Origin of the sequence: Micromonospora sp. NPDC048063 (genome assembly GCF_043202855.1) — a bacterium.
In the GTDB taxonomy this organism is placed as follows: Bacteria; Actinomycetota; Actinomycetes; order Mycobacteriales; family Micromonosporaceae; genus Micromonospora.
This window is the reverse complement of the sequence record NZ_JBIDBG010000026.1, coordinates 44,081-56,395: the sequence shown is the minus strand read 5'-3', so window position 1 is coordinate 56,395 and position 12,315 is coordinate 44,081. Positions and strand designations below refer to the sequence as shown.

Sequence of the window (12,315 nt, the reverse complement as noted above, 5' to 3'; positions counted from 1 at the left end):
GTGCCCGGCTCCGGGCGGTCAGGCTTGATCCCTGCGCCGGGCACGGCGGGCCACACCCCGTCGGTGGTCGCGCGCCGTCCGTGCCTGGATGTCCGGTTGTCCGGTACGGCTGTCGCGAGGCGTCGGCGAGGCGTTGGTGAGGCGTCGGCGTGGTGTGGGCTGCGAGGGCGGCGACCCGACCCGTCGACTCGCAGTCGGCAGGTCCGGGTGGGTCGGGTGCTGTGGCGCTGTCGAGCTGCCCCGTCTGTGGGAACCACCCGTCACATCAGGCTCGGTCGTCTGCGGCGGCACGTGTGCCCCATCTGTGAGGGCAGCTCGACAGGGCTGAGGTGGCAGCGTCCCGTGGGTCCGGTTCGGGGTGTGACCGGGGGCATCGCCGGGGCGGAATCGTGGCCGGGCCGGGGTCGTTACACCCTGCGTACGGCCGAGCAAGGCCACCCCCGCCCCGGGCGGGCTGGCGTGCAGGCTCCGGGCCCCCGGAATGTTGGTGGGCCGCCGGTCGTTACACATGGTCCCGGCCGGTGGAGGGCGACCCCCTCGCCCCCGCGACGCGGGCTACTCCCGGCCTTCATGGCCGGTCTGATTCCTTCCGGCGCGTGACGCCGGATCCCCTTGAGTTCTTTGAGCGCCGGACGGTGCTTGCGCCCCCGCTGCCCCCCTCAGCGGTTGTGGTGCCAACCCCCGAATGGAGCATCTGATGAACACGATCATGCGTAAGAGCGTGCTGGGTATTGCTGGTCTGGCTGTTGCCGGTGGTCTGGCCGCCGGTCCGCTGCACCACGCCGACACCACCCCGGTCGAGGCGGCGCCGGTCGCGGTGCAGGCTGACAAGCCGGGTGTGGACAGGGCGAAGCTGATCCCGCATGGTGTGCAGGGCGCCCAGTCGCGGATCGACCTGTCGGATGAGCAGGTGGCCAACGCCAAGGCGATCGTCGCGGCGACGAAGAAGGCCGGGATGGACGAGCGGGCCGCGGTGGTGTCGATCGCGACGGCGTTGCAGGAGTCGAAGCTGGAGAACCTGGGTCATCTGGGTGACCGCAACGACCACGACTCGCAGGGCCTGTTCCAGCAGCGCCCGTCGAGCGGTTGGGGCACGGTGGAGCAGATCACCGACCCCGAGTACTCGACCACGGCGTTCCTGAAGGGCCTGAAGCAGGTCGACGGGTGGCAGGACATGCCCCTGACCGAGGCCGCGCAGACCGTGCAGGTGTCGGCGTACCCGGACCACTACGCCCAGTGGGAGCAGCAGGCCGCCGACCTCGTCGCCGAACACTGGAACAGCTGACGACAGGTGCATGACGCCGCTGGCCGGTACCCCTGTGCGGGGTACCGGCCAGCGGCGTCCTCGCATCCGACCGTCAGCGGCTGCCCTCGGCCAGTTCGGCGAGGATCCCCTCGCAGCTGCGGACGACGACCTGTGCGCCCCGCCGCTGGGTCAGCCGGAGCGAGCTGTCCTCCGCCCGGTTCCGCCAGCTCCACTGCGCGTCGGCGGCGACATCCCAGAGCTGCTGCGTGGTCGCGTCGTGTTCGACGCCGAGTCGGGCGGCCAGGCCGATGCCGTCCCCGCCGACCAGCCGCCGTGCCTCCTCGGCCAACCCGGTGTCGAATCCGAGCCGGGTGTTCCGCAACGCCGCGAGCAGTCGCAGCTCCTGGAACTCGTGCGCGCCGGCGAGGATCTGCTCCAGCATGGTGAGCAGCTCATCGGTGCCCGGTTCGGGTTCGGCTCGCAGCAGCGCCTCCACGGCGACCATCGCCGAGCGCGCCTTGAGCGCGTCCCGCCGGTCGATGAGGAGGCGGTTCACCGACTCGCGCAGGTCGGTCAGGCCGCTGCGGCGGATGAGCTCGGCGGACAGCTTGGCCCGGTTGTCGCAGCCGGTACGGACCAGGGTGGTCGCGAGCCGGACCCCGAAGAGGCCGAGCCGGTCGAGCAGCGCGGCGCGTACCTCGGCGTCCAGCGGTACGGGTAGCTTGCCGCCGGCGAAGCGGTCGGCCGAGAGCAGGTGGGGCTCCAGGGCCTCGCGGGGCACGCGGGCCAACTGCGCGAGCACCGCGAAGTCCGACTCGCTGAGCACCCGGCCGGCCAGGCCGATCAGCCCGCTGCACGCCACCGTGTCCACGCAGAGCGCGTTCACGCGGGGGTCGCGGTGCTGCCGGCGGGCGAGTCGGCGGGCGGTGATCAGGGCGTCGATTCGTCCGCCGCCGGTCTCGTCGGCCCGGGACAGCACCAGGACGACGTTCACCGGGGCCGCCTGGCCGACGGTGCTCTCCCGGCTGGTCTCCAGGACCCTCAGGTCGGTGCCGCGACCGTCCCGGGTCAGGTACAACACCGCGTCGGCGTCGCGCAGCACCCGGTCCATCACCGGCGCCCGGCCGTGCTCGTCCACGCCGGTGATCGCGGGCGTGTCGATGAGGGTCACCTGCCGCAGGGCCCGGGTGGGCCACCGCACCACGATGTCGCGCAGCTCGCCGGCTCGCCAGCCGACGAGGTCCACCCGCATCCCCGTCGCCGACTTGACCATCGCCAGCTCCTGCGGCGGGTGCCTGGTCGAGTAGGCGAGGGCGCGTGGTTGCGGCGCGTCCTCGTACCAGGTGAAGACGTCGGTGCCGTCCGCGTCGCCGACGGGCGCGACCTCCTCGCCCATGATGGCGTTCAGCACGGTGGACTTCCCGGAACGCCAGGGGCCGGCGACCGCGATGCGCAGCGGCTGCTCCAACCGCGCCAGTTGGTGGCGGAGACCAGCGGTGGCCCGGGGGTTGTCCCGGTAGAGCTGCAGGGCGCGCTGCAGTAGCCCCCACACCGCCTCGTCGAGCCGCAGGCCGACGGTCATGCGGGGGACCCCAGCCCCGCCGGGGCGGTCCGCGCCCCGGTCAACTGTTGGGCCTGGTCGTAGAGCGCGGCCAGCCGGGTCATCTTCAGTCGGATCTCGCGCTGGCGCTGCTCGCGGACGGCCAGGTCGGTGTCGGCAGCCTGCTTGGCGGTGCGGAACGACTGGATGATGGCCTCCTGCAACTCCTCGGTCAGCGCGGTGAAGTGGTCTCGGAGCATCCGCTGCACCTGCCGGACGGTGTCCCGGCAGTCCTTGTTCATGCGGACGAAGTAGTCGTCGACGTGGCGCTGGATCGCCGTCTTGACCGTCGACTGGCGGCGGCGGAGCAGCTGTCTGCTCTCGTCGTGGATGCTCTTGCCGCCGAACAGCGCGCCGGCGCCGATCGAGACAGGGTTGATCATCGGCATGCCGGCCAGCGTGAGCGCAAGGCCGAACATCAGCAGGCCCCCGTACGAGCCCTTCATGCCGGTGATCACCTTCTGGCTCGCGGTGAACCGGTCGATGTGCGGCCGTTCCATCTCCGGCAGCCGGTCGCCGATGTCCTCCGGCACGGTCACCGACCAGGGTGGCAGCACGTCGTAGCCGTACCGGGCGAAGTTGGCCGCCACCCGGCGCGCGGCCCAGTCGCAGCGCTGGACCAGCCACTCGTGGTTCGCCTTCGCCGCCTCGGTCAGGCTGCGTTCGAGCCAGTCCTGGAAGGTGTCCCAGGCGACGAGTGGGTCCGCCGTGTCGAACGCCTCGTCGACCATTCGCAGGATCTGGCGGGTCCGGTCGCGCAGGTCGTACTCGATGTCGGAGAGCAGGTCGCCCATCTCGTCATTGAGGGTGTTCTGCCAGCGCGTGGAGCAGCGGCGCAACTCGTCGACCTCCCGCTGGGCCGCGTGCAGCTGGGAGATCGGGCCGGACTGCCGCTGCGCCTCCTGGCTCTCCAGCTCGGCGCGGAGCGGCGCGGCGAGCTGTTCGACCACCGTTCGAGCGGTCAGCGCCACCGAGGCGCGCGCCAGTGGATCGGCCTTGCCGGCCAGGTCCCGCTGGAGCCGGGCGATCAGCACCGGGAAGCCCGACTCGGCGTTGAGCTCGCGGTCGTCGGTGACGGCCGCCCGCAGGCGTAACGCCGACGAGACCGGGATCAGCGCCGCCGGTACGCCTGCCTCGGCGAGGTGTCGCCGGTTGCGCTCGGCGACGGCACGCCAATCCGTCACCAGGTCGGTCTTGGTCTGCACCACCACTACGTTCGGGTGCGACCGGGTGATGTGCAGCAGCATGTTGATCTCGGCGACGGAGAGTTCCCGGGTCGAATCGGAGACCAGCAGCACCGCGTCCGCACGACTCACGGCGGCGATCGGGGCGCCGCCACCGATCGCGGTCGCCTCGTCGCTGCCGGCGGTGTCCACCAGCACCAGTCCGGCGCCGAGCAGCGCGCGGGGCAGTCCGATCTCGACGTGCGCGGGGCCGCCGCCGGGCCGGCGCCCGAGCGTGCCGGCCACCGCGGGCGCGATCCGGTCCACCGGTACCGCGGTTCGCTCGACGGTGGCGGCATCGACCGGGCCCGCCGCGGGCGGCGTGTGGACCACCGCCGCCGAGGCGACCTCGCCGTGGCGCACGACCGTCGGCAGCACAGTGGTGGGACCGTCCCCGACCGGGCAGACCGGAGCGTTGACGATCGCGTTGACCAACTGGCTCTTGCCCTGGTTCGGCTCACCGACGACCAGGACGCGCAGGGTCGGGTCGAGCAGTTGGACGCGCTTGTCGCGGACGGCTTGGAGCAGGTCGCCCCGTCCGTGTTCGCGGCACGTGCGGGCGATCCCGTCGAGCACGTCCAACCAGATCCCCGCCATCACCGCACCAAGTGTGCGGATTTCGGCTCAAATATCAAGAGGGATGCGGAGAAAGCCGGATCGCCGTCCGCGATCCGGCTTTTCTCGCCGTCGTCCGGAACGGTCAGAGCAGACCGTCGCCGAGACCCAGCAGCCCGCCGCCGGAGGAGGCGGAGACCTCGCCGTGGACCTCGGCCTTGCCGCTCACACCGCCGGTGACGTCACCGGTCACGCCGCCGACCGCGCCGGTGACGCCGCCGAGGGCGCCGTCCACCTGGCCCGTCACGCCGCCCACAGTCGACGGCACGTCGACCGGCGGGACCAGGCCGGTGCCGCCGTCGCCCAGACCGAGCCCGCCCAGCGCGTCGTCGCCACCCAGCGAGCCGACGATCCCGCCGACGTGGCCCTCGGTGCCGGACAGCGCGCCCCCGAGCAGGCCGTCCGGGGTGCCGAGCAGGCCGTGGTCGGTGGCGTCGAGCACGCTGCCCGGGTTGCCGACCGTGCCGGCCAGATCCCCGACCACCGGGTCGGCCGTGGTGTCCACCGCGCCGACCACGTCGGCGTCGAGGGTGTGCGCCAGGTCGTGCACCCCGACGAGGTTGGTGTCGAGACCGCTGTGCCCGACACCCAGGCCGATCCCGGGCAGCACGGTGGCCGTGACGCCGACGGCCGCCGGGTCGACGGTGATGGCGCCGAGCACACCGGCCTTGACGTCCAGGCCGCTGTGGCCGCCGATGCTGAGCTCCGGCGTCGCCGTCTGCAGCTGACTGACGGCGCCGGTGACGTCTGCCACGAGCGGGTCGGCTCCGAGCTGACCGGTCACCGGAGCCACCGGGGCGAGCCCCTGGGTCGGGGCGTAGTCGACCACCAGCGGGACGACGTCCTGCACGTCGGCGGGGGTGATGTCGGTGAGGCCCGCGGCCTGCAGCGCGCCCTCCGGGTCGAGGTCGAACGCCGCCTTGGCGTCGGCGTCGGTGAGCAGATTGAGCACGAAGTCGTGCAGGGTCATGTGCGGGATCTCCTCGATGTGCGTCGGCGACCGTTGATCGTCGACAGTGACGCTATTGCCGGTGACCGGCGCCGTCATCGGGGACGAGCCCCCGACCCGCCCCGCCGGATTAGGGCACGCGCACCCTCGTACGTTAGGGGGAATGGGGGTCCCGACCCGGCCTGATTTAGGGTCCTGATGCCGGAGTGATCTCTGGTACGAACGTAGGAGCCCGCGGGGTTTGCCGGGGGTGGTCGCCGCGCGGTGTGGACGCCGTCGCCCCGACCGGCCGACTCGCGGTGAGGGAAGAAAGCGCATGCCGTACGTCCTGGGAATAGACATCGGAAGCACCAACACCGCAGCCACCGTTGCCCGGCGACAGGGCGCGACCTGGAACCGCCCCGAGGGGGTCCCGCTGGACGCGGGGTCGGTGATCGTGCCGTCGGTGCTGCACCTCGCCCGGGACGGCAGCCTCACGGTCGGCGAGCCCGGCATCGACGACGGGGCCCGGACGGCCCGGGGCTTCGTGCGGCGGGTCGGCGACGACGTGCCCCTGATGCTCGCCGGCGAGGCGTGCCCACCGCAGACGCTGACCGCGGTGCTGACGTCGTGGGTTGTCGAACGCGTGCGCGACCGCGAGGGTGAGCCCGCCCAGGCCGTCGTGCTCAGCCACCCGGCGGGCTGGGGCCGGCATCGGCGCGAGCTGTTGCACGCCGCCCTGCGGGAGTTCGGCCTGGGCCACGTGACGCTGCTTCCGCGTACTGTCACGGTGGCCGAGAGCCACGCGGCACGGGGCTTCCCGGGCAGTGCCGCCGTCGTCTACGCCCTGGGCGGCAACACCTTCGAGGCGGCCCTCGTCCGCCGCACCCCACGCGGCACGTACGAGACCTTCGGCTTCCCGCAGGGGCTCGAGTGGATCGGCGGTGCCGACTTCGACGAGGCGCTCGCCGAGCACGTGCGGACCGCACTCACCGGTGACCTCGGCGGCACCGCACCCCGGCAGGCGCACGACACGCTGCGCGGGCTGCTGCCCGGGTGCGAGCGGGCCAAGCGTGAGCTGACCGTCGGCACGCAGACCGACGTGCTCCTGACACTGCCGAGCGGGCCGGCCCGCGTGCCGGTGAGCCGGGTGCAGTTCGAAGACATGATCCGCCCGGCGGTGCAGGCGACGATCGACCTGCTGCTGCGGACCGTACACTCCGGTGGGCTGGCACCGGCGCAGCTCGACGGCGTCCTGCTCGCCGGCGGGTCCACCCGGATCCCGCTGGTCGCCGAGCTGCTCGCCGCGGCCCTTCCGATACCGGTCGAGATGGAGCCCGATCCGCAGCTGACCGCCGCGACGGGCGCGGCCCTCGCCGCCTGCCAGATGGTGTCGCCGCGCCCCCGGCGCGAGGGGCGGGACGACCGACCGGCCCCGGTCGGCACCGCCGGCCGCGTCGGCGCGCCGGCCGGCGCGCCGCGGCACCGACCCGATCATCGCAATGGGGTCGGGAGCGAACCACCACCGCGCCCACCGGTCCGGTTCGCCCCGCTGGAACTGCCGAAGGCGTCCCGCCTGGCGTTGGCCCGCAGGCGGGGCGGCAGAGGATGACCAGCATGACCATGAGCGGCGTCGCCGGGCACCGGCTGGTGCTGGACCCACGGCCGCAGGGCCTGCTCGACTCGGTGGCGGCCGCTCCGGCGTCGCCGCTGGTGCTCGGCGTGACGGGCCCCGGCGGCCACGGCCGCAGCGCCTACCTCCAGGAACTGGCCGCGGTCTACCGGCGGGCCGGGTGCACCGTGCTGGAGAGCGCGCCCGACCAGACCGACACGGTCGACCCGGACACGGTGCTCCTGGTCGACGACGCGCAACTGCTGGACGACGCCCGGCTTCGGACGCTGCGCCACCTGGTGACCGCCCGCCGGCACCGCCTGGTCGTCGGCTACCGACCGTGGCCCCGGCCGGCGGCGCTGGTCGAGCTGGCCGCCGCGCTGCGACGGGACGGGCACCTGGTCCTGCTCACCCCGTTCACCAGAGAGCAGACCGCCGCCTACCTCGCCTGCGCGCCGGAGCTCGGCCGACAGCCCGACCTGGTCGACTTCGTGCACGGGCAGACCGGCGGTGTGCCCCGCTACGTCGAGCGGCTGGTCCGCGGGCTGCGCGGTCAGGAGGGGCCACCGGGCGTTCCCGCGGAGCCGTCCCGACAGGTCATCCTCGAGTTCGGGCCGGATCTGGAGGACCTGGCTCCCGACGTCCGGCGGCTGCTGCTCGCCGTCGCGGCCGGCGTACCGCTGCCGGTGGACCTGCTCGGCGCGCTGCTCGACCGGGAGCCGGTCGAGGTGGACGAGCTGATCGGCGCGACCCGGGCGGCCGGGCTGCTCGGCGCGGACGGCCGGCTCGCGCCGATCGTGCGGCGGGCGGTGACCGCGCTGAGCCCGGTCACCGAGCGCACCGCGGTCTGGCTCCGGCTCACCCAACTGCAGCTGACCCGGGGCGGGCCGGTGCTCCCGCTGGTCCGCTCGCTGCTCGCCGCCGGAGTGGCCGGCGAGTGCCCGGCACCGACGCTCGAGGCCGCCGCCGAGGAGGCACTGGCCGGCGAGCCCGCGGTCGCGGCGGAACTCTTCGCCGCGGCCACGGCCGCCGGGCGGCCCGCCGCCGTCCGGCAGGCGGTCGCCGCGGCGCTCGCCGGTGACCTCGACCTCGCCCTGCGGCTGGCGGACCGGCTGCTCGCCGCGGCCCCCGCAGCCGAGCAGGTGGAGGCGGCGGTGGTCGCCGCGACCGCGCTCGCACACCGTGGCCAGGGCGCTCGCAGCGTGGAACTGTACCGCTGGGCGGGCGGCGCCACCGCGGAGGCGTTCGCCGCCCTCGGCGCACTCGCCGTCGGCCAACAGGTCGACGGAGCGGATCCGCCGGCGGACGACCGTGCCGGTGGACCGCCCACCCTGCACCACAGTGCCGCCCGGCTGATGGCCGACGGAATTCGGGACAGCGTCGCCGGACCACCCACCACCGCGCTGTCCACCCTCGTGCAGGCAGCGGCGCTGCTGGAGCCGGCAGGCCGGGCGGTGCTCCTGCCGGACAGCCCGGCCGCGCTCGCGGCGTTGACGGCGATGCACTGCGGCGAACTGGACATCGCCGAGGGCGTGCTCGACCGGGCAGTGACCAGCGGCATCGGCGGTCCGCTGTTGGCCCGGCGGCACCGGTTGCTGCAGGCCTGGATCGCGATGGTCCGAGGACGGACCGGCCTCGCGGCCGACCACCTCGCCACGGTGACCGCCGGCGGCCGGCCGCTGGAATCGCGCGACCTGCTCCTCGCCAGGGCGATGGAGATGGGGATCGCCCGGCGCAACAGTGACCTCGGCGCGCTCCAGCGTGGCTGGGATGCCGCCCTGGAGGCGCTGGTCCGCCACCCGGTCGACCTGTTCACGCTGCTGCCGCTCGGCGAGTTGGCCATCGCCGGGGCCCGCCTGGGCCACCTGAGCCGGCTGGAGCCGTACCTGCGCCAGGCGCGGCAGTTGCTGGCCCGGCTCGGCGACCCGCCGCTGTGGACCGTGCCCCTGCACTGGAGTGGCCTGCACGCGGCGATCCTCGCCGAGCGCCCGACGACGGCCGACGACCACGTGGCCGCCCTGCTCGGCGCGGCGGACCACAACCGGTACGCCACGGTGGTCGCCGCAGCCGCTGCCTGCTGGGTGGAGGTGTTGCGCGGGACGGTCGACCCGGTCCGGGTGGAGGCCGCCGCCCGGGGGCTGCACGACGCCGGGCTGTGCTGGGACGGCGCTCGGCTCGCCGGCCAGGCCGCCATCCGCACCTCGGACCGACGGGCGATGACCACCCTGCTGGACTGCGCCCGGATGCTGCAGGGACGCCCGGCCGGGGCCAAGGGCGGGCAGCGCCCTCCGGGCGGTCTAGCCGACGCCGCCGCGAGTCCCGCACGGCACCGTCTCAGCGACCGGGAGTGGGAGGTGGCCGAGCTGGTGCTCGCCGGATCGACCTACCGCGAGATCGGTGACCGGCTGTTCATCTCCGCGAAGACCGTGGAGCACCACGTGGCGCGGATGCGGTCCCGGCTCAACTGCGCCAACCGGGCCGAGCTGCTGTCCCTGCTGCGGACGATCCTCGCCGACCGGTCGGACGGCGCGGCTCGGCAGCCCTGGCCGGAACGGACGCCGTCGAGGTCCCGGTCACGAGAGCAAGGAGACGACAGATGACGCCTTCCGTGGTCAGCGTCGGCAGCCTGAGTGGCGCGCTGAACGACCTGGTCGACCGGGTGCCGGGGGCCGATTTCGCGGTGGTGCTGTCCCCGGACGGGCTGCCGCTCGGCGTCTCCCGCGGAGTCGACGACGAGCTCGCCGGGCGACTGTCCAGTGTGGTCGGGGGACTGGAGGCCTTCGGCCTGGCCGCGGCCCGGGTGTGCGTCGGTGGGGCGCTGCGTCAGGTCGTCGTGCAGATGTCCCGGGCGTTCCTGTTCACCGCCACCACCCGGAACGGGGCGATCCTCACCGTCCTGATCGGCGGTGACGCGGAGGTCGGCGACATGGCGTACGAGGTGGCGCTCTTCGTCGAGCAGGCCGAACGGCACCTGCCGGTGCACCTCGAAGCGGCCTCGACGGTGCGGGGCGGGGGCACCGGCGCGGACTCCGGCCCGGCTTCCACCTGGCCGGGTCCGTCGGTGGCCCACCGCTGACCGCCCGCACGAGCAGATCGACCAGCGGGACCAGCCGGCGTCGAGCCCGCTGACGCCGGACCAGGCCAGCCTCAGAAGTCAGATCAGGCCGTGCGCCAGCATCGCCTCCGCCACCCGGCGGAACCCGTCGATGTTCGCCCCGGCCACGTAGTCGCCGGGCAGGCCGTACTCGTCGGCGGTGGCCCAGCAGCGGTCGTGGATGTCCCGCATGATCCCCCGTAGCCGATGCTCCGACTCCGCGAAGGTCCACGAGTCCCGGCTGGCGTTCTGCTGCATCTCCAGCGCGCTGACCGCCACCCCGCCGGCGTTGGCCGCCTTGCCCGGCGCGAACCGCACCCCGGCCCGGCCCAGGATCCGCACCGCCTCCGGCGTGGTGGGCATGTTCGCGCCTTCCACCACCGCGACGCAGCCGCCGGCCACGAGCGCCGCGGCCTCCGCGCCGCCGATCTCGTTCTGCGTCGCGCACGGCAGCGCCAACTGGCAGGGCACCTCCCAGACGGTACGACCGGAGACCGCCACCGCGTGCGGCACGTGCCGCGCGTAGTCGTCCAGCCGGGCCCGGCGCTGTTCCTTCAACTCCCGCAGCAGTTCCAGGTCGATGCCCTTCTCGTCGAGCACATAGCCGGACGAGTCCGAGCAGGCGACGACCTTCCCGCCGAGCTGGTGCACCTTCTCGATCGCGTAGATCGCCACGTTGCCGGAGCCGGACACCACCACCCGCTTGCCCTCCAGACCGTCCCCGGCCTGCCGCAGCATTTCCTCGGCGAAGAACACCGCCCCGTAGCCGGTCGCCTCCCGGCGCACCTGCGCGCCCCCGTACGCCAGGCCCTTGCCGGTGAGCACGCCCGACTCGTACCGGTTGGTGATCCGCTTGTACTGGCCGAACAGGTAACCGATCTCCCGGCCGCCCACGCCGATGTCCCCGGCCGGCACGTCGGTCTCCGCGCCGATGTGCCGGTACAGCTCGGTCATGAAACTCTGGCAGAACCGCATCACCTCGCGGTCCGAGCGCCCCTTCGGGTCGAAGTCCGCGCCGCCCTTGCCGCCGCCGATCGGCAGCCCGGTCAGCGCGTTCTTGAAGATCTGCTCGAAGCCGAGGAACTTCACGATCCCGAGGTACACCGACGGGTGGAAACGCAGCCCGCCCTTGAACGGGCCGAGCGCGCTGTTGAACTCCACCCGGAATCCCCGGTTCACCCGGACCCGGCCGTGGTCGTCCTCCCACGGCACCCGGAAGATGACCTGCCGCTCCGGCTCGCAGATCCGCTCGATGATCCTCGCCTCGGTGTACTCGGGGTGCCGGGCCAGGGCCGGACCGATGCTCTCCAGCACCTCGCGCACCGCCTGGTGGAACTCCGGCTCTCCCGGATTGCGGGCGACCACACTGGCGAACACCGTCTCCACGGACTCTGGCATACCGACACGTCCCTTCACTACTTGCTGGTAGCCACGTTGCTACCATCCGGCGTCCGCGTACCCGCCAACCGTCCCGGGATACGGACCGTGACCTTCGTCCGGTTCACTATTCGCCGTGGACGACTCGATCTGGGCCGCGGTCCGGGCCTCGCGCGGCTGGCTGGACGCCGCAAACGGCACGGGACAGGCCGAAATGACCTGCCGGATCCTCAAGCTCACCGAGGAGGCGGGGGAGGCGGCGGGTGCCTGGATCGGTCTGCTCGGCCAGAATCCGCGCAAGGGTGTCACCCACACGCGGGACGACGTGGCGGCGGAACTGGCGGACGTGGCGTTCACCGCGCTGGTCGCCATCGAGAGCCTCGGACTGGACGCGGCAACGGTGCTCGGCTCGTGTGCGGCCAAGGTTCGGGATCGGGTCGAGCCTCCTCCTGGTTGAGGTTCGGGTCCTGGCCTCTTCTGTGCGTGTGCTTGCCGTGCGTCGCTCTGCGTCGTGGTGGGGGTGTGGCCCGCCCGGGCCCGCGCCGGGGGGGGGGGGGGGGGGCCGGGGCCGCGGCCCGGGGGGCCCCCCCCCGCGGGGGGGGCGCCCGCGGCCCGGCCGG

9 protein-coding genes are annotated in these 12,315 nt (G+C 73.5%); 5 read left to right on the top strand and 4 right to left on the bottom strand.

The features are described 5' to 3' along the window. Positions 1–697 precede the first annotated feature (697 nt). On the top strand, positions 698–1,285 hold the full coding sequence (locus tag ACGFZ2_RS32630) for a hypothetical protein (protein WP_393460488.1): 588 nt from the start codon (positions 698–700) through the stop codon (positions 1,283–1,285). 73 nt (positions 1,286–1,358) lie between these two features. On the opposite strand, the gene ACGFZ2_RS32625 is transcribed toward ACGFZ2_RS32630, so the two are convergent. The 3 genes from ACGFZ2_RS32625 to ACGFZ2_RS32615 form a co-directional block, all read right to left on the bottom strand. After that, positions 1,359–2,828: a dynamin family protein gene (locus ACGFZ2_RS32625; protein ID WP_393460485.1), complete on the bottom strand. Its 1,470-nt coding sequence runs from the start codon at positions 2,826–2,828 to the stop codon at positions 1,359–1,361. Next, the gene (locus ACGFZ2_RS32620; RefSeq protein WP_393460482.1) at positions 2,825–4,666 is read right to left on the bottom strand and encodes a dynamin family protein; all 1,842 of its coding nucleotides are present in this window, start codon (positions 4,664–4,666) and stop codon (positions 2,825–2,827) included. Before ACGFZ2_RS32620 ends, ACGFZ2_RS32625 begins: the two co-directional genes overlap by 4 nt. A gap of 103 nt (positions 4,667–4,769) precedes the next feature. Further along, positions 4,770–5,654: an IniB N-terminal domain-containing protein gene (locus ACGFZ2_RS32615; protein WP_393460479.1), complete on the bottom strand. Its 885-nt coding sequence runs from the start codon at positions 5,652–5,654 to the stop codon at positions 4,770–4,772. A gap of 295 nt (positions 5,655–5,949) precedes the next feature. Between ACGFZ2_RS32615 and ACGFZ2_RS32610 the strand changes: the two genes are divergently transcribed. Genes ACGFZ2_RS32610 through ACGFZ2_RS32600 form a run of 3 tightly spaced genes read left to right on the top strand, consistent with a single transcriptional unit; the run spans position 5,950 to position 10,300 of the window. Further along, positions 5,950–7,224, top strand: a complete 1,275-nt coding sequence (locus tag ACGFZ2_RS32610; protein ID WP_393460476.1) for an Hsp70 family protein — start codon at positions 5,950–5,952, stop codon at positions 7,222–7,224. A gap of 5 nt (positions 7,225–7,229) precedes the next feature. Then, entirely contained in the window at positions 7,230–9,824 is a 2,595-nt protein-coding gene (locus tag ACGFZ2_RS32605) for a LuxR C-terminal-related transcriptional regulator (protein ID WP_393460473.1), read from the top strand. Beyond that, positions 9,821–10,300, top strand: coding sequence for a roadblock/LC7 domain-containing protein (locus tag ACGFZ2_RS32600; protein WP_393267987.1), 480 nt, complete (start codon positions 9,821–9,823; stop codon positions 10,298–10,300). Before ACGFZ2_RS32605 ends, ACGFZ2_RS32600 begins: the two co-directional genes overlap by 4 nt. 78 nt (positions 10,301–10,378) lie before the next feature. Here ACGFZ2_RS32600 and gdhA read toward each other — a convergent pair whose 3' ends face one another. Further along, a complete protein-coding gene (gene gdhA / locus ACGFZ2_RS32595; protein WP_393460470.1) occupies positions 10,379–11,716 on the bottom strand; it encodes an NADP-specific glutamate dehydrogenase in 1,338 nt (445 codons plus the stop codon). Between the two features lie 115 nt (positions 11,717–11,831). Between gdhA and ACGFZ2_RS32590 the strand changes: the two genes are divergently transcribed. Further along, positions 11,832–12,152, top strand: a complete 321-nt coding sequence (locus ACGFZ2_RS32590; RefSeq protein WP_393460467.1) for a MazG-like family protein — start codon at positions 11,832–11,834, stop codon at positions 12,150–12,152. The last annotated feature ends 163 nt before the right edge of the window (positions 12,153–12,315 follow it).